Below are 17,177 nucleotides of genomic sequence, written 5' to 3' on the forward strand. Positions count from 1 at the left end.
GCTGCGTCCGATTAACTGTCGCAGTACTGGCGCAAGTGCTCAGCATCGTAGCCTGAATCGACCATAGATTCGTAGACTCCTTCAAGCTGCTGTCTCTGGCCAGGAGCGGCTGCTATTGGCCGACTTCAGCCCTTCGCGACAGGCAAAATTCGGCCAAAAGCAAACACTTCAGGTGCCCTCCAAGCATTCAGTATCACTACGGCAAGTCAGTTCACGGTCTGACGGAACTCACCGCGTTTGGACACTCGCAGGGGGCTTTCTCATTTCACCAATATCTGTATATTCGAATTATCAAATATACGAGCTATGCCATGAGCCTCCTGCCTGCCACTGTCTTCAAATGCCTGGGTGATGAAACCCGCGCCAGGATCATGCTGATGCTCTGTGCCCAAGGCGAGCTTTGCGTGTGCGAACTGATCTGGGCGCTGGATGACAGTCAATCCAAGATTTCACGCCACCTGGCTCAGTTGCGTGCCTGCGGTCTGCTCGAAAATCGCCGTCAAGATCAATGGATTTACTATCGAGTGCACCCTGAACTTCCACAATGGGTCGTCGACATACTCCAGGTGACACTCGAAGCCAACCGACACTGGCTGAGCCAGGACGAAAAGCGCCTTGATCAGATGGGCGGCCGCCCTGAGCGCAGGGCAGCCTGCTGCTAACGTAACAGTCAATTCGATCAGGCCAGTCCTGCCCCTCCAAAGACAGCACACGAAAGAGAACAACGCTATGAGCATCAGAGTAGGTATCAACGGTTTTGGTCGAATCGGTCGTCTGGCCTTGCGCGCGGCCTGGCACTGGCCCGAGTTTGAATTCGTGCAAATCAATGACCCTTCTGGCGACGCTTCCACTCATGCGCACCTGATCAATTTCGACTCGGTGCACGGCCGTTGGCACAACGAAGCCAGCGCCGATGGCGATTGTGTGGTCATTGACGGTCGACGCATGCGGGTGACTGCCAACAAATCCATCGCCGACACTGACTGGTCCGGCTGCGACCTGGTCATCGAGGCCAGTGGCAAAATGAAGACCGTTGACGTGCTTCAGGCGTATCTGGAACAAGGTGTGAAGCGCGTGGTGGTTTGTGCACCGGTGAAGGAACAGGGGGCGCTGAACATCGTCATGGGCGTCAACCAGCACCTGTTCGATCCGGCGCAGCACCGTATTGTTACCGCTGCATCCTGCACCACCAATTGCCTGGCTCCAGTGGTCAAAGTGATCCACGAAAACCTGGGTATTCGCCATGGCTCTATCACCACGATCCACGACCTGACCAATACCCAAAGTATTCTCGATCAGCCGCACAAGGACCTGCGTCGAGCCCGTGCTTCGGGTATGAGCCTGATCCCGACCAGTACGGGGTCGGCGACAGCGATTGCTGAGATTTTTCCAGAGTTGCGTGGCCGCCAGAACGGCCACGCCGTTCGCGTACCGCTGGCCAATGCCTCTCTTACCGACTGCGTGTTCGAGGTGGAGCGTGAGACCTCGGTGGATGAGGTCAATGCCCTGCTCAAAGCTGCGGCCGCCGGCCCGCTGAAAAACATCCTCGGCTATGAGGAGCGTCCGCTGGTTTCGATCGACTACCGCACCGATCCGCGCTCCTCGATCATCGATGCGCTCTCGACCATGGTGGTGAACGGCACCCAAGTGAAGATCTACGCGTGGTACGACAACGAGTGGGGTTACGCCAATCGTGTTGTCGAACTGGCCAGGCTGGTTGGTTTGGCCGGTTAACAGGAGCGATCATGAAGGCGTTGTCAGCCCTTTCCCCGGAAGTTCGGCAATATCTGCTGGTCACCGGCAATTACTGGGCCTTTACCCTCACCGATGGTGCGCTGCGCATGTTGGTGGTGCTCCATTTCCACACATTGGGCTACTCGCCGCTGCAAATTGCCGCGCTGTTCCTGTTTTACGAGATCTTCGGCGTCATCACAAACCTGGTGGGTGGCTACCTCGGCGCTCGCCTGGGCTTGAATCGCACGATGAACATCGGTCTGGGCCTCCAGGTGGCTGCCTTGCTGATGCTCACAGTGCCAGCCGCCTGGCTGACCATCCCTTGGGTGATGGGCGCTCAGGCGTTGTCCGGTATCGCCAAAGACCTCAACAAGATGAGTGCCAAGAGTTCGATCAAGCTCCTGGTGCCCAACCAACGGCAGGGCACGCTTTATCAGTGGATAGCCATCCTCACCGGCTCAAAAAACGCCCTCAAGGGTGTGGGCTTCTTCCTGGGCGGCGCCTTGCTGGCATGGCTGACGTTCAGAGGGGCCGTGCTACTGATGGCAACGGTATTGGCGCTAGTCTGGATTGCGAGCCTGCTCCTGCTGAAACAGGACCTGGGCAAAGCCAAGGCCAAGCCAAAGTTCCGCGAGATGCTTTCCAAGAGCCGAGCGATCAACATCCTCTCGGCGGCGCGGCTGTTTCTCTTTGGCGCTCGCGATGTGTGGTTTGTCGTCGCCTTGCCGGTGTACCTGAGTGAAGTATTTGGCTGGGACTTTTGGTGGGTGGGTGGGTTTCTGGCGGCTTGGGTCATCGGTTATGGCATCGTCCAGTCTCTCGCCCCGAACATCACCGGGAAGAAGCATGGCCATGTCCCGGATGGGCGAGCGGCCTTCGTTTGGGCGGCGTTGCTGGCCGGCCTGCCGGTGGCCATCGCCCTCGGTCTCTCGGCGGGCTGGTCGCCCCAGACTGTACTCCTGGGTGGGTTGATGATCTTCGGTGCGCTGTTTGCGGTGAACTCATCCCTGCACAGCTACCTGATCGTCTCCTATGCCAAAGAGGACGGAGTATCGCTGGACGTTGGTTTCTACTACATGTCCAACGCGCTGGGGCGGCTGCTCGGCACCGTGCTGTCCGGCTGGATTTACCAGGCCTATGGGCTGGAGGCTTGTCTGTGGGTTTCCACGGTCTTTGTAATGCTGGCCGCTCTGATTTCTATCGCCTTGCCCAGGCACGCCGAAGCGATACCGTCGACATGACAAGATGAGATTTCGCTGGCTGAATGCGAGCGGAAGAAATGGCAGCTTGGCATACCGCACGGCGGAGGTATGCCATTGAGAGTTTTATTAACAAAACTGGCCGGTTTCTGCCTGTCCTGACCGGCAGAGTTCGACCCATAGCGGACACCCGAAGCGGCTATCCGTCTACGAACGAACCTCCCGCAGATTGAATAGTTAACTTGCGGTGAAATTCATTAAGCGGGACATCGTCAATTGATGCACATGAGTTATTCATTGCTGTGTCCTAACGCGGCGCCACGAGCACACGGCGAGTGCATCTGTGTCCTGTGCAGAGGTTGCCAGGCTACGGCAGTGATTCTGTTGGATGCGGGCCGCACCTCGTCCTGTGGACGGCCCGTGAGATTGGCCTGGCTTACTGCTGGGCTGACGCTACAGCTGGCGCCGATTTGAGGATGGCCTGATAGGTATCTTTGTGGTCTGCGTAGTACTGAGCGACCACTTTGTCAGCCGACGATTCGCGTGCCTGTTTCATCATGTTTTCCAGATCCTTCATCGGAATACTGAAATGTGCGAAGAAATAGGCCACCTGAGGGAAGTCCTGAGTGAATCCTTTGCGGGCCACGGCGTGGATCTGCTCGGCTTTTCCGTAGACCTCTCTAGGGTCGTCCAGGTAGCGCAGAGACCAGGTCGAGAACATCCAGTGCGGGCTCCAGGCATTGAGCAACGCCCATTGGCCTCGCTTGGTGACACGGTCAAATTCGTTGAGCATGCCGGTTTCGGAAGAGGCCACCAGTTTGTAGCCTTCAAGTTTGTAGTCAGCGATAGCGCGGGTAGCCGTTTTGTACTGTCCGTTACCCACTTCGGAAGTCAGAATCTTGCCGCCCAGTTTTTCTCTCACTTGCGGCTTGTTCAAGTCCTCAATGCTGGACAGCTCGCTCTGTGGAATGCTCGTGGGAACAACTAGGCCGAGGCGCCCTTCATAAAGCACGCCCAGGTCTTCCAGCTTGTCGCCGTATTTGTCCCAGAAAGGCTTATGGCTGTAGGTGAGCCAAGCCATCGGAATCATGTCGACTTTTCCAGCAGACATTGCCTGGAACTGAATACCGATATCGGCCATCACCAGTTTGACGGGTTGCTTGAGCTGATCTTGCAGGATCGTGGTGGCCAGCTTGGTGGTAATTTCCGCATCGGCCCAATTCACCCAACCGATGGTGATAGGCTTGGCTTCGTCTGCATGAGCAATGCTCGCAAGGGTGAGTAGTGTGATGCTGGCCATCCAGCAGCCAGCTCTTTGTGCGAAGGACATTCGGGTGATCATCGGGCATCTCCAATGTTATGAGTTATTGGTTTGGCAGATAGATGATTGGGTGCTGCCTCGAATTGTTGTAAGTCACTTCTGGAGTGGGTTCTTCGAGGCGAGCGTTGTGGTCGCAACCAAGTAGTTGCATTCGTTTATGTGCTTCTTTCTGGTCCTTTTTGACGTTCAGATGTACTGGTAACGGTTGGTGATCGGAGAGCTGATAGCCCAACGGCCCTCAACACCTTTTAGAATGGTTACGTGATTACCGGGACCAACCGAGACGGGTGGATTGGTTGGGCTATGAATCACGGCCTCGCCACTTTGCACCACAAATTGAACGTCCCGGTCGTAGCCGTATTCGAAGCGATCAGTGTCGCCGCTCTCCCATAGCTCCCATTGCTGGGATTGCTGCTTTTCTTCTGCTGTAGCCTGGCGCTGGATGATCTTCGTCATATTGTTTTTCCTGAGGACACCAGGCCAACATCTTTGCTGGCCTTGGGAACAGAGAGCTGGCTATGAAAAGGCAGTGAGTCAGGCGTCAGCGGCTGTTTGCCCAACAAAATGTCGCTGGCCTTCTCTGAAAGCATGATCGTCGCCGCGTTGATGTTCGCGCTGGGCACGGACGGGAATACTGAGGCGTCGACGACTCGCAGGTTTTCCACGCCAAGAACTCGCAACTGGCTGTCCACTACCGCTGTCGAGTCGTCGGAGCCACCCATCTTGCAAGTACCGCAGGGGTGATACGCACTAGCAGCGTCTTCGCGAATAAACTCGTCCATAGCTTTGCCGCCACGGATGTGAGTACCGGGGGTATCTTCGCGGTAGTTGTAACGCTTGAATGCTGGCTGAGCGGCGAATTCAAGACCAAGGCGCATGGACTCGCGCATGACTCGCCAGTCTTCCTCGGTTGCCATGTAATTCGGATCGATGCGCAGCGGATCAGATACCTTTGCGCTACGCAGACGAATGTTGCCGCGACTGGTTGGACGCATTGGGCCGACGCCGATCCGATAACCGTAGGTTGTGGAAACAGGAATCCAGTTTTTGTCGAAGAACACCGGGAAGAAGTGAAACTGGATATCTGCGTGCGGGGTAGTCGGTGAGCTGTTCAGGAACGCCCCGACATGGCACTGGTTAACCGAAGCGACACCCTTTTTGAATCCGAACCACTGCATGCCTGCCCACAGCATACGATGGGGTTGCAACTCTCGGTTAAGTGATACCGGTTCCTTGGTCTCGATCTGGATGTGGCATTCAAGATGATCCTGCAAATTCTCACCCACCCCGGGTAGATCAACCTGACAGACTATGCCGTGCTCTCTCAGATGCGCGGCTGGACCGATTCCCGACAACATCAACAGCTGTGGGGAGCCGAAAACCCCACAGCTGACAATGGATTCTTTTCGCGCACGAACGTCGATCATCTTGCCGTTACGGAGCACTCGAAAACCGACGGCTCGCTTGCCTTCCAGAATAATTTTCTGGACTTCACAACCCAGCCAGATCGTCAGATCAGGGTGTTCACCCATAGTGTGCAAGTAGCCGTAGGCTGAGCTGTTGCGAACACCGTCTCGCACGCTCATTTCGAAGCGTGAGACGCCTTCCTGCTGATAGCCATTGACATCGTCTGTCAGTGCGAAGCCCGCCTGCTGGCCTGCTTCGAGGAATGCTGCATTCAGTGGGCTGAGCTTTTCCTGACGCTGGGCGCGAATCGGTCCGTCATGGCCACGGTATCGACTGTCGATAACGCTGGACTCGATTTTCTTGAAATACGGTGCGCAGTCGGCCCAACTCCACCCTGTGGCGCCCTCAACTTCCCAACGGTCGTAATCCAAGGGGTGCCCGCGTAGCCAGGTCATGCCGTTGATCGAGGACGAACCGCCCAGAAGGCGCCCCCGTGGTTGCTGAATTCGGCGGTTATTCAGGTGGCGCTGTTCTTCGGTGTAGTACCACCAGTTGTATTGCGAGGTAGGTTTGAACGCCGAGCGCAGCCCAGCTGGCATGCGAATGATCCACGATTTGTCGGACGGGCCGACTTCTAATAGCAGTACTTTAAACCCCGCATCAGAAAGTCGGCGTGCTTGCACACATCCCGCAGATCCAGCACCTGCTACTACATAGTCAAACTCTGCATTCATTAGGGGGTCTCCAGCACAATCGAGCAGGCGTGCTTCATCAGGGGCAAGGTGCGGGCCACGCAGCATGTCAGTCGAGCAACTCCGACGCTGAATGGTTTTTTTATTAAAAGAGTTGATTGGGGTTGGCAGCAGATTACCCAACTACAATTTGTGTGGATATTTAATAAAAGTTAAGTTCGGCTTAAAAAATCGTTATACGGAACTCGAAATTATTAAGGCAGAGGTTATTTCCACGGAAATACATACGCTCGTAATGCATTGAATAGTCTGCTTTACATGAATGAAGCGTATCCGTTGGCCATTCCTGATTGAGCTGGCTGTCCTGTGCGCGTAGCATCCGGGGCATTCTATCGGCGGCAGTACAACTGTTTGTGGGAGGCAGGGTGAGACACCTGGATCTGACATTGCTTCATGCTTTCAAGGTAATCGTTGAGTGCAAAAGCCTTTCGGTTGCTGCATTGCGACTGCACAAGACACAGGCAGCGATTAGCATCCAGCTGAAAAAGCTGGAGGAACTGGTTGGCAAAAGGCTGATTGATCGTGGGCACCAGACCGCTGAGCTGACACGGGATGGCGAGGTTCTACTGCAATACGCTAATAAGATGCTGGCCTTAAGTGATGAAGCCATGGCGCTGTTCATCGAAGAGGAAGTGTTGGGTACTGTGCGGTTTGGTATCCCCGATGACTATGCGAGCGCATTCCTTCCACCAGTTCTCCAGCATTTCACCCGGCGCTACCCGAACGTACGGCTCAAAATACGCAACGACATCAGCCAAAATTTATTCACTGGCCTCGAAGGTGGTGATTTGGATTTGGCCTTGGTCACGCAAAGAAATGGCGACGGCAATGGCGAGATACTTCGAAGCGATAAGCTTCAATGGGTTGCTGGAGAGTTCTACCATCTGTCACCAGACGAAACGTTACCTCTGGCGCTGTACCCGCACGGTTGTGGGTACCGCCGCCAGATCCTGACGGCGCTGAGCAGTAGCAAGAGAGAATACGAGATAGCTTTCGAATGTACTGGTGTAACCGGTGTTCAGCTCGCTGTTGAGAGTGGGTTGGCGGTTGCAGCGACCTCGTTACCATTGATTCAGCCGAGTTGGCAGATACTCGATGCTGTTGTAGCTGGATTACCCCCTCTCGGGAACGTCACCATTGAACTCAGAATGGGGAAAAACCAGAGTAATCCGGCTGTTCAGTACTTCGCACAGGAACTGCGCAAGCATGTAGTTTCGCATGTTGGTTAAATCGGGCCTCACTGGGTTTAACTTTGCTGTTATGCGGCACGCCGGGGTTGCTGTTGGCGATGATGGAGAGAAAATCGAGTCCGTTGCGTCCGCTTTTCCGCGTCGCAATCTTCACCGTCTGCGCCGGTTTGGTGGCTTCTGGTCAAGGACTGTCTCGACTCTCCATTGCACGGCGGCGAGTCTGGAGGTGAAGAAATCGGCCAAGGCGCTTACCTTCGCTGGCCGAGCACGAGTCGTGGGTGTTACGAAATAAAGCCCCCCTTCAGGCAAGCGCCAATCGGTCAACAGCGGCTCGAGCTGCATGTCGCGCAAATACTGTGTCGCGATGAACTCGGGGATCTCCGTGATGGCCAGTCCGGCAAGGACGGTAGGTAACAATGCCTCCACGCTCGTTGCCCGCAAACCGCCGACGGGCACGACAGTGCATTCCTCTGCGCTCTTTGTGTGCATAAAGCGCCAGATGTCACGTCTATTCCTGTTGATGTAACTCAGGCACTGGTGAGCACCCAGCTCATTTGGGTGCTGGGGGCGACCGTAGCGAGACAGATAGTCAGGGGACGCCACCACGAACCGGCGCACCGGTGCAATGAGGCGTGCGACGAGTGACGAATTTTCCATCACAGCGATGCGCAGGGCGGCGTCAAAGCCCTCGCCAATCAAGTCAGCTTGCGCGTCCGCAGAATGAAGATCGATGGAAATGTCCGGATAGGTCTGAAAGAACTCGGGCAGCAACGGGGCAACCCAGCGCGCGCCAAAGGAGAGCGGCACTGCGAGCTTTACGAGGCCACGTGGTCGACTCGATGTCTCACGTGCGAAATCCTCGGCATCTTCGGCCTCCGCGTAGATTTTTGCCGCTCGATCGGCGAGCGAGCGGCCATAGTCCGTGAGCGCAAGTCGGCGGGAGGTACGGTTGAACAATCGACCTCCCAACCGCTCTTCAAGGCGGGTAACGGCCCGCGAGACCGTAGCCACCGAGACACCCATGGCTTTCGCCGCCGCCGCAAATGAACCTTCTTCGGCGACCTTCCCAAACATCGCGAGCCCTTCGAAATCTGGCAGCTTCGACATGACATTCCTGCAACGATGGTTTTCATTCATTACTATTTCGAAAAATAGCGCATGGCCATAAATTTGTCTCACCCAACGTCCTCCGACGCGGCTTGCATCGCAGCTATGGAGTTCTTCGTCGATGGAGGGCAGGTCCAAGTCTGACGACTGGCCTGGGCGGCTGGTTCGTCTGTTGAATGAAAGAGGATATGACCATGCTTGAAGTGTTTGCCTTTGCCACTCCTAATAGCCTCAAGGTCTCCATCGCGCTGGAAGAGTTGGGACTGGACTACCGGCTCGTCCCCGTCAATTTGCGTCAGGGGGAACAGAAGAGCGAAGCCTTCCGAGCCTTGAATCCCAACGCCAAAGTGCCCGTGCTTATTGACCGCTCCTGCGAGCCAGGCGTCGATGATGTGGCGCTCGGCGAGTCCGCCGCCATCCTGGTCTACCTCGCAGAAAAAACCGGGCAACTGCTTGCGAATGATGGCATTCATCGCGCCAAGGTATTCGAACAACTCTTCTTCCACGCGTCCGGCCTGAGTCCCGCGTTCCTTCAGGCGTTCCTGGTCAACCTGCAGTCGTCACCGCAAGCTGAAGCCCAGGCGCGTGCGTTATCGGAAGTCGATCGAGTTCTGGGGGTGCTTGACCACAATCTTGAGCAGCGTCCTTATGTGGCTGGCGAGACGTACAGCATTGCCGATATCGCACATTTCGGGTGGGTGTGGCGTCACCAGGCAATCGGCGCATCTCTCGCCAAATTCCCGTTCGTGACTCGCTGGTACGAAGACGTCTCGGCGCGACCCGCAGTCGTTACGGCCATCAACAAGACGTTGGCGCTTGCCCAATAACGCAACGTCCACTCTCTCAACCTCCTGGGGCAAAGCGGCTGCTTGAGGGCGCTGGAGGCGAGAGAGGTCCACGCCTTCCCCCAGAATCGACTGAACAGTCAATGACGAAGGAAAAGAATCATGAGTGCTCGCATCAATGAACTGCTGCTTCGCAATCTTCAAGAGATCTTTGGTGAAGGCGATGCCTCCCGTCGTCGTGAAGCCATCAAGGAGCTGTACACAGAGGATTGCATGATCTATGTGCCTCCGGGCGTGTTTGTCGGGCACGACGCACTGGACAAATTTGCCGGAGATCTTCGCGCGATGCACCCGCACTTCGTGTACACCCCGCACAGTAAGCCGCAGGCGCTCCACAATGCCGGGCGCCTGGCTTGGGGCTCTGGCCCGCGCGGTGAGTCACCTGATTACACGGGCTGGGATGTGATCATCGTTCGCGATGGGAAGATAGCTGCGCTCTATGTATTTCTCGACAACGATCCCACCTGAAACAACCGAGTGCTCTTGATGGGTCGAAACATTATCAAACCAGATTGGGCCGCAACTCGTGCACCAGATCAATCAATGCGCGCAATCGCGCCGGCACGAAGCGGCGCCCCGAGTAATAAAGCCTCAACCCGCCAAACGACGGGCACCACGGCATCAGCACCGGCACGAGGGCGCCGCTTGTCAGTTCTTCCTGGATGAACCACTCGGAAATGAAACCGATGCCAAGGCCCAACAACACGGCCTGTTTGATGGCCAGCAACTCGTTGAACGCGAAGCGCACCGGCAGATCCATCTGCAACTTCTGGCCGTCTCGCTCCAGTTCCCAACCGTAGAGGCCACCGTGGGCCATGCGCATGCCGATGCTCTGGTGGGTGAGCAAGTCTGGCGGGTGCTTGGGCACGCCATGGCGTTCGAGATACTCGGGCGTTGCCACCACGAGCATCCGGATGTCATCTGACAGCGCCACGGCAATCATGTCTTGCGGTACGGACTCTGCCAGGCGAATCCCGGCGTCGAAGCCTCCGGCGACGATGTCGACCATGCTTGATTCGCTGACGATGTCGATGCGCACCTCGGGATAGCGCTGAGCGTACTGCTTGAACAGCGGCTCCAGCAGCAGATAGGCCGCGCCATGCGGTGCATTGATGCGCAGTGTGCCGCTGGGTTCGTCGGGGCCGACGCTGGCTTCTTCGCCGGCACTTTTGATCTGCGCCAGTGCAGGGGCAATGCGCTCCACATAGCGTTGCCCGATATCGGTGAGGGCAACGCTGCGCGTGGAGCGATTGAAAAGGCGCACCTTCAGGCGAGCTTCCAGGCCGGCCACCGCGCTGCTCACGGCGGTGGTGGACATGCCCAATTCCTGTGCCGCGCCACGAAAGCTGTTGCGGCGCGCAACGGCCAGAACCACTTCCAGCTCGGTCATTCCTGTTCTGTGCATGGATTGTCCTGAAAATGCGGATGCTTCATTAGCAAAAGGATAGCTTATCGGAACAGTGAACCCTTCTTAGACTTCGCTTCACAGAGGCTCGATTCAGGCGAGTCATTTGAACGAGGAGTCGTCATGCAGCGCATTGAACACATCTATATCAACGGCGAGTTCGTCATTCCGCACGGTCAGGAATGGTTCGACCTCCATAACCCGAGCACCGAGGAAGTCATCGGTCAGGTTCGGCTGGGCGATGCACTGGACGCACAGCGTGCCATCGCAGCCGCCAAGGCTGCGTTCCCGGCCTGGGCTCGTACCAGTCGGGAGGAGCGCATTGCGGCACTGCAACGCATGCACCAGGCCGTGGCGGCAAGGGAGGAAGAGCTACTGGAAGCCATCCTGGTGGAATACGGCGCGCCTTCGGTTCGCGGGCGCTGGATGGCGACTTATCCGGCTGATGTGATTGCGCAAGCGATCGATGCACTGGAGGTGTTCGATTTCGAGGAACAGGTCGGCATGGCCAGGGTCATTCTGACGCCCGTGGGCGTTACCGGTCTGATCACGCCCTGGAACAGCAATGCGGGCTTCATCTGCAACAAGCTCGCCACCGCGCTGGCGGCAGGCTGCACCGCTGTGATCAAGCCCAGCGAAATGAGCGCGTTACAGACGCAGGTCGTGGTCAGAGCGTTGCACGAAGCGGGGCTGCCACCGGGTGTATTCAACATCGTCAACGGACGGGGTGATGTGGTTGGCGAGGAAATCGCCCGTCATCCCGACGTTGCCAAGATCTCGTTCACCGGTTCGTCCGCTGTCGGTCAGCATCTGGTCAGAACCGGCGCCGACACCATGAAGCGCGTGACGCTCGAACTGGGCGGCAAGTCGCCCACCGTGGTGCTTGACGATGCGGATTTCCAGGCGGTCATGCCGTTGGTGCTACAGGCAGGGTTTCTCAACAGCGGCCAGGCCTGCATCGCCGGCACTCGCATCCTTGTGCCGCGCACACGGTTAGCAGAGTTCGAGCGGGCGGCGAAGGAGGGCGTCTCACAGATTCAATCGGGCGATCCGCGCAACGCCGACACCGACATCGGCCCGATGGTGAGCCAGAAACAATGGGAACGGGTGCAGGGCTACATCCGTATCGGCCAGGAAGAAGGCGCAAGGGTGCTGGCCGGTGGCGAAGGTCGCCCAGAAGGCTTGCACGCCGGATGGTTCGTCAAGCCCACGATCTTCACTGATGCCAACAACCGGATGCGCATCGCGCGTGAAGAAATCTTCGGCCCCGTGCTGACTATCATCCCCTATGAGGATGACGCTGATGCGATCAGCATTGCCAACGATACGGACTATGGGCTGAGCGCCCTGGTGCTGGGAAAGAGTCCCGAACGCTGTGTGAATATCGCCCGTCAGATCGATTCGGGACGTGTGCTCATCAACACTCTGGCCCACGAACCGCGTGCCCCCTTCGGTGGATTCAAGCATTCAGGCCTTGGGCGCGAAATGGGCAGGTGGGGGATGAGCGCGTATCTGGAACCGAAGACATTGGTCACGTATGACCCGTTGAAATGACCGGGTCGGGTTCCTGTCAGGGAGAACTGGGTGGACAGCATCGGAAACAGGGTGGAAATCGTTCCTAGTTTCCAGCAGAGCTGGAGGCTGACGTGGATCGAGTGACCGCTTCTGGCCGTTTGTGGTCTGTCGTGATGGGCTGAAATCGATCCAAAGCTGACGGTGGTGAAAGGCAGAAATCAGCCGATTTCTGCCTGTAGTGAAGGGCTGCAATCCACAATCCAAAGCGGACAGATCGACCCAATCTTGAGCCGATCTATCAACGCTGGTTAGAAATGCCAGTCCTCAGCGTGAACGACACGACAGAATGGGCCCGCCAGGGTTGCATTGTGATGAGCGACAATACTTTCGGCCTTCAACGCAGGGGTGTCGGTGCAGGTATGACCATCGGCGATCAGCACTGCATCGAATCCAAGATCTCGTGCGGCGCGGCAGGTGCTGTCGACACAATACTGGGTCTTCATTCCGGCAATAACCACGCCTTGAGATCCACAAGCTTTTAGCCGATCGGTCAGGTCAGTCATGGCGAAAGCGTTAGGTCGGTTTTTTTTGAAAATCACTTCGTCGCCTTGTAGCAATAGTTCCTGCACCAGTTGCGTCAACGGGCTTCCAGGTTCGATTGGCGAGCCAGGCGGCCCCACGTGGCGAGCAAGAAAAATTGGCGCGCCGGCCCTGCGGGCTTTATTCAACAGGCTATTCAACGTGTTCAGCAGCGCCTCGCCAGCCCATGGTTTTTCCGGGCCATGAAACAATCCAACCTGCATATCGAGAATCAACAGTGCATACATAGTGCTTTTCCTTGCGTTTTGACCAGCGACACAAGGGCAAAAGAAAAGGCCCTATCCATCGCTGGCGGGCCTTTGAAGTTCGTGCGTTATTGGCTCACGACACCTCTCACGACCCGCTTCGGGCGATCGTGGTAGTGGTGGTCGAGGCAATGCGTAGCTGATTCATAAGCTGACAGTATCTGCACGGTGCCTGGTTGGCAAGGGGACAAGATCTGCGCGACGGCTACTTCTTGTATTGCTCGTTGAGGTCCGCTTTTGGCCGTTTTCTGCCCATCGCGAGAGGCAGAAAACGACCCTTAGCTGCCCTTCCGCAGAGGGCAGATAACGGCCAGAAGCGGTCATTGCCTTGTGAACCCCTGCAAGCGATAAAGTACCTGCCCACCCCCGATTCGCTTGGTCGTAATGATCCTTCTTGGCTGGGCGGTATCGTTTGGCGTGCGTCTGGGCTGTATATCTACCCCCTTGTCATTGCCGTTGCGTTCCACTTGCGAGTGGTGTTCGGCGAGGAGCCGTGGCTGGCGCGTACCATGGGGGTCAGTGGCACGAACATGTGAGTCGAGTGCCACGCTGGTTCTGGTGATTGGCATTGCGCCGCTTGCTGGCCTAATACCGGACTGGGACAGCTCTGCACCATTTTCAGCGCTTTAGACGCTTGGGCGGAAATAAATCGGTCCCGTCGATCAGCAGGGTAGCAGCGGATTGCTATGCTTCAGGGGGGTGACTCTGGGCTGAGGGAGTAGGACGGATGGAGCTTCCGGATACCGTAATTAGGTTTGCAGAGAGCATCGGATCAAAAAAGTGCAGGAACTGGTCTAAGCCAAATAGAAGTTTTCTGGCCGCAGATTATAAAAATATAAAGGACTTAAAGCACGCCGGCGAAAAAATTTCTAGTCATCTTGAGCGCTTGATAGAGAAAACTGTCGAACTGGATGAGGCAATCTATAAGAGTGATATTGACAGTGCTGTTCACTACGAAAGTCTGTTCGACGGAAAGTTACCAAAGATGCTTTCTGAACTCGAAAAGGATATATGGTTCATTTCATGCTTGAAAAAAGATATAGACCAGTGGAGGCTGCTTGAGAAAATTTATCACTACCTCAGAATGTCAAGGCCTTTAGATTCTGATTACCTGGAGATAAGACGAGGGCTTATAAAAATCCTTAGGGTGGAGGAGGAATATTTTAAAAGGGAGTTCATTCGGCATTTGGAAGTGACAAAAAAATCTGTTATTGAACAACGGACTCAAGCAGCCAAACATATTTACCCAAGCGCCTTCAGACCAACAAAATTAGAGATCGATTCTCTAGGAAAAACTGTTTACTCGCGAACTATTGGACTTGGAGTAGAAAGCACCTATAAACATAGGGCCATACATGCCGACGAGGTTGTGATTGACGATCATACAAGACCACCTAAGAAAAAAAATAATAAGTACGCTTTGTACATCCCAGGGTGGTCGTTGAACGGGGCTTTTGCCGATCCTGACTAACAACCTGAATCGCCCTTGATTTCGTCGACACCTTGATCGGCCGGCAGAGTTTTAGCGTATCCCTATCGGTCTCTTCTCGATGACCGCTTTGGGTTGCAAGCGGGCGGTCTTGACGGCGAGTAACTCCCTGAATGCTTTCTGCTACTATACCTTTTGGCCGCTGGGCTCCATTCAAGCTTCGGGATATTACATGAAAACTGTCGACGCAAACCGTCTGAAGATCTGGCAAGCACTTTCAAAATTTTTTCTCGACACCGAGATCACCGACTCAACTTTTGACTATGTCGCTCGCGTAGTCTTGGATACAGGCTATTCGCCCCAAGAAATTCACAACATCCTATGGGGTGAGGTTTTCCCGGCACTTGAGGGAAACCTCAAATCCATTGCTGGCGAATGGGCGGGATGGACAGATGAATGGCTGTTAGAGCGTCTGTCGGTATGTGAAGCCTCTACGAACAAATTGGGTGACAGCGGCATTGTTAAAGAAATCAGTAGATGCTGGGGGCAAGTGGCAGTCCGGCTTCCGTCGGCGTACGCCTGAGACCCGATTTTGATCCAACGCCCTCGATGGCTTCTGGCTCGTATCGACCATTTGCAGTCGTTAGCGAACGTCTGCAATGGGTTGTGGATTCAACCGGTCGTGACAGGCAGCAATCGGCCAGAAGCGGTCGGTGGATGGAGCAATAACCAATGAGTAAGCGTCCGGCCAAGTCATCTTCCGAACGCCAGCATTAAGGGCGATGGTGTCCGCGTTTTTTAAGCGGACGCGATCACCCTTAATCGCCAGGATTTCCATGCGCCAACGAAGCTCTTACTGAAATCCGAGCTGCCCTGCAAGACTTGATACAGATGAATAAGACTAACTACCCCACCATTTTTGCGAAGTGAAGACGATGAACGCAAAATACGATAGCGAACTTCAAGCACTGCGTCGCGAGATTGAAACGGAGGGCGCACGCCCCTCGGTAATCGACGCGCGTGTCGACGCCATGCTGGCCGAAGGCGGTAAGAACTTAGCAGCAGATTTGCTCTCAATGCTTTCCGACAAGGCTGAATATGATGAAGGGATGTTTACGCTTGTTCACGCGGCTGAATCACTCGATGTAGCTCCGTATGCGTCATATGTGTCGGCACTGCTGTCGGTATTTCCAGCGCTTTTTACTTCGTCGCCACGTTGGGCATCCATCATTCTCATGCGCTTGATGAATGGCGATGCGAGCCGACAGGAGCTAGTCCGCCAACTCCGTACCGCTCCAGCACCGGTAAAGGAATCAGTTCGCGTCATGTGCGTTCGAATTAACGAAGTAAGCCCGGAATTCTTGAGCAAGACGGTGCCGGTGACTTTGGCTGCGGCGTAATCTTAGAAATTCCGTAGCAAAAAGGGGACGGATTTATTTTCCGCTGCCTAGGTAAATAAATCCGCCCCCTTTACCCCCCCCAACTACCGAACGACTGTTCCTGGCCGATTGTAGCCCTTCGTGACCGGCAGCTATGGGTCGTTTTCTGCCTCTCACGACGGGCAGAAAACGGCTGTGGATTCAACCGGTCGACGCAACAGATTGGCTAAATCGTTCAGCGGGCGTTTCGTAGTTTAGTGTTTTCCGAGGGCGGCTATTTAGTTGCCTTATCCACTTCAACCCCTCCGCGCCTTCCGTGTGAAGTAAACAAAAATACCAAGTACGAAAACACCAAAAACCGCATAAAACCAAAAATCTATTTTTTTACTACTCGCCAGCTTATACTCAGAGTCCGCTCTGCTGATAATTTCTTTACCGTCCACCACTAAAACAACCAACTTTCGATTTTCCACTAATGGAAAAACACGCTGGTAGTACCAGTAAACAATTGCGTCTTTTCCATCCACCCTTGGAAAACTCTCCGTGGTAATACACTTAGAGTACCCTCCAAGCCTAGAAGCACAGGTAAACAAATACACGTTTTCACCATCAGTAATTTTGGTCATAACGTCTCTTCCGATCCTCTCCTCCGAAAGCACGCCTGATAGCCTGTTCAGTTCACTCGGAGCATGAGATGACCACTGATAGAAAAAGACAACAAACGCAAACACGATAGAACCAACACAAAAAATTATCTCGGACATCCTACGCCGTCCACTAGGACTATCGGATTTACTTTCGGGCATAGTGCACTCCCCTCAAAGCCAAAATATTCCAGCATCAGTGAAAACGATATCCACTCCCTCATTCCTTCAGACAAATGTCGTCCCAACGCCCTCCACACACAAACAGTCAATAATCTTTCAAATTTAGATATCTACCCATGACTGAGTTGCTCTGTAAAGTCAGCTACCTTATTAAAGGGAGCGGGCATAATTAGCTAAATTCGTTAGGTGTCGACTGCCTCGGGTGACCGCTCTGCAGCAGTA

Annotated in this window: 17 protein-coding genes; 10 read left to right on the forward strand and 7 right to left on the reverse strand. The window is 55.1% G+C overall.

Annotated features, from left to right (window positions below):
• The first annotated feature begins 311 nt into the window (after positions 1 to 311).
• From ACEN8Z_RS14270 to arsJ, 3 genes are all read left to right on the forward strand, one after another.
• Positions 312 to 662 carry a metalloregulator ArsR/SmtB family transcription factor gene (locus tag ACEN8Z_RS14270; RefSeq protein WP_007995266.1) on the forward strand — a complete coding sequence of 117 codons (351 nt, stop codon included), beginning with the start codon at positions 312 to 314 and terminating at the stop codon, positions 660 to 662.
• A 67-nt stretch (positions 663 to 729) separates the two neighbouring features.
• On the forward strand, positions 730 to 1,734 hold the full coding sequence (locus tag ACEN8Z_RS14275) for an ArsJ-associated glyceraldehyde-3-phosphate dehydrogenase (RefSeq protein WP_495598071.1): 1,005 nt from the start codon (positions 730 to 732) through the stop codon (positions 1,732 to 1,734).
• Positions 1,735 to 1,745: 11 nt separating this feature from the next.
• Positions 1,746 to 2,975 (forward strand): organoarsenical effux MFS transporter ArsJ, encoded by a 1,230-nt coding sequence (arsJ, locus tag ACEN8Z_RS14280; protein WP_495598072.1) that lies wholly within the window; start codon positions 1,746 to 1,748, stop codon positions 2,973 to 2,975.
• Positions 2,976 to 3,369: 394 nt separating this feature from the next.
• On the opposite strand, the gene ACEN8Z_RS14285 is transcribed toward arsJ, so the two are convergent.
• The 3 genes from ACEN8Z_RS14285 to ACEN8Z_RS14295 form a co-directional block, all read right to left on the reverse strand.
• Positions 3,370 to 4,275 carry a glycine betaine ABC transporter substrate-binding protein gene (locus ACEN8Z_RS14285; protein WP_495598073.1) on the reverse strand — a complete coding sequence of 302 codons (906 nt, stop codon included), beginning with the start codon at positions 4,273 to 4,275 and terminating at the stop codon, positions 3,370 to 3,372.
• Between the two features lie 165 nt (positions 4,276 to 4,440).
• Positions 4,441 to 4,710, reverse strand: coding sequence for a hypothetical protein (locus ACEN8Z_RS14290; protein ID WP_495594573.1), 270 nt, complete (start codon positions 4,708 to 4,710; stop codon positions 4,441 to 4,443).
• Positions 4,707 to 6,536 carry a choline dehydrogenase gene (locus ACEN8Z_RS14295; protein WP_495594574.1) on the reverse strand — a complete coding sequence of 610 codons (1,830 nt, stop codon included), beginning with the start codon at positions 6,534 to 6,536 and terminating at the stop codon, positions 4,707 to 4,709. The genes ACEN8Z_RS14290 and ACEN8Z_RS14295 overlap by 4 nt, the downstream gene beginning before the upstream one ends.
• Before the next feature lie 263 nt (positions 6,537 to 6,799).
• Between ACEN8Z_RS14295 and ACEN8Z_RS14300 the strand changes: the two genes are divergently transcribed.
• Complete coding sequence (locus tag ACEN8Z_RS14300; RefSeq protein ID WP_495594575.1) at positions 6,800 to 7,642, forward strand: LysR substrate-binding domain-containing protein; 843 nt, start codon at positions 6,800 to 6,802, stop codon at positions 7,640 to 7,642.
• A 111-nt stretch (positions 7,643 to 7,753) separates the two neighbouring features.
• On the opposite strand, the gene ACEN8Z_RS14305 is transcribed toward ACEN8Z_RS14300, so the two are convergent.
• Positions 7,754 to 8,710 (reverse strand): LysR family transcriptional regulator, encoded by a 957-nt coding sequence (locus ACEN8Z_RS14305; protein WP_495594576.1) that lies wholly within the window; start codon positions 8,708 to 8,710, stop codon positions 7,754 to 7,756.
• A 194-nt stretch (positions 8,711 to 8,904) separates the two neighbouring features.
• On the opposite strand from ACEN8Z_RS14305, the gene ACEN8Z_RS14310 reads away from it, so the two are divergent.
• Positions 8,905 to 9,537 carry a glutathione S-transferase family protein gene (locus ACEN8Z_RS14310; RefSeq protein ID WP_495594577.1) on the forward strand — a complete coding sequence of 211 codons (633 nt, stop codon included), beginning with the start codon at positions 8,905 to 8,907 and terminating at the stop codon, positions 9,535 to 9,537.
• A gap of 120 nt (positions 9,538 to 9,657) precedes the next feature.
• Positions 9,658 to 10,023 carry a nuclear transport factor 2 family protein gene (locus tag ACEN8Z_RS14315; RefSeq protein ID WP_495594578.1) on the forward strand — a complete coding sequence of 122 codons (366 nt, stop codon included), beginning with the start codon at positions 9,658 to 9,660 and terminating at the stop codon, positions 10,021 to 10,023.
• 34 nt (positions 10,024 to 10,057) lie between these two features.
• On the opposite strand, the gene ACEN8Z_RS14320 is transcribed toward ACEN8Z_RS14315, so the two are convergent.
• The gene (locus ACEN8Z_RS14320) at positions 10,058 to 10,960 is read right to left on the reverse strand and encodes a LysR family transcriptional regulator (RefSeq protein ID WP_495594579.1); all 903 of its coding nucleotides are present in this window, start codon (positions 10,958 to 10,960) and stop codon (positions 10,058 to 10,060) included.
• A 123-nt stretch (positions 10,961 to 11,083) separates the two neighbouring features.
• Here ACEN8Z_RS14320 and ACEN8Z_RS14325 point away from each other — a divergent pair, with 123 nt between their 5' ends.
• Positions 11,084 to 12,514, forward strand: coding sequence for an aldehyde dehydrogenase family protein (locus ACEN8Z_RS14325; protein ID WP_495594580.1), 1,431 nt, complete (start codon positions 11,084 to 11,086; stop codon positions 12,512 to 12,514).
• 269 nt (positions 12,515 to 12,783) lie between these two features.
• Here the strand turns inward: ACEN8Z_RS14325 and ACEN8Z_RS14330 are convergent, their stop codons facing one another.
• A complete protein-coding gene (locus ACEN8Z_RS14330; protein ID WP_495594581.1) occupies positions 12,784 to 13,302 on the reverse strand; it encodes an isochorismatase family protein in 519 nt (172 codons plus the stop codon).
• Positions 13,303 to 14,047: 745 nt separating this feature from the next.
• On the opposite strand from ACEN8Z_RS14330, the gene ACEN8Z_RS14335 reads away from it, so the two are divergent.
• From ACEN8Z_RS14335 to ACEN8Z_RS14345, 3 genes are all read left to right on the forward strand, one after another.
• On the forward strand, positions 14,048 to 14,791 hold the full coding sequence (locus ACEN8Z_RS14335; RefSeq protein WP_495594582.1) for a hypothetical protein: 744 nt from the start codon (positions 14,048 to 14,050) through the stop codon (positions 14,789 to 14,791).
• A 190-nt stretch (positions 14,792 to 14,981) separates the two neighbouring features.
• Positions 14,982 to 15,332, forward strand: a complete 351-nt coding sequence (locus ACEN8Z_RS14340) for a DUF7079 family protein (RefSeq protein WP_495594583.1) — start codon at positions 14,982 to 14,984, stop codon at positions 15,330 to 15,332.
• Between the two features lie 352 nt (positions 15,333 to 15,684).
• The gene (locus tag ACEN8Z_RS14345; protein WP_310062834.1) at positions 15,685 to 16,149 is read left to right on the forward strand and encodes an Imm30 family immunity protein; all 465 of its coding nucleotides are present in this window, start codon (positions 15,685 to 15,687) and stop codon (positions 16,147 to 16,149) included.
• Positions 16,150 to 16,424: 275 nt separating this feature from the next.
• On the opposite strand, the gene ACEN8Z_RS14350 is transcribed toward ACEN8Z_RS14345, so the two are convergent.
• On the reverse strand, positions 16,425 to 16,754 hold the full coding sequence (locus tag ACEN8Z_RS14350) for a hypothetical protein (protein WP_495594584.1): 330 nt from the start codon (positions 16,752 to 16,754) through the stop codon (positions 16,425 to 16,427).
• Positions 16,755 to 17,177: the final 423 nt, after the last annotated feature.

Source organism: Pseudomonas sp. Pseusp10 (assembly GCF_059492225.1).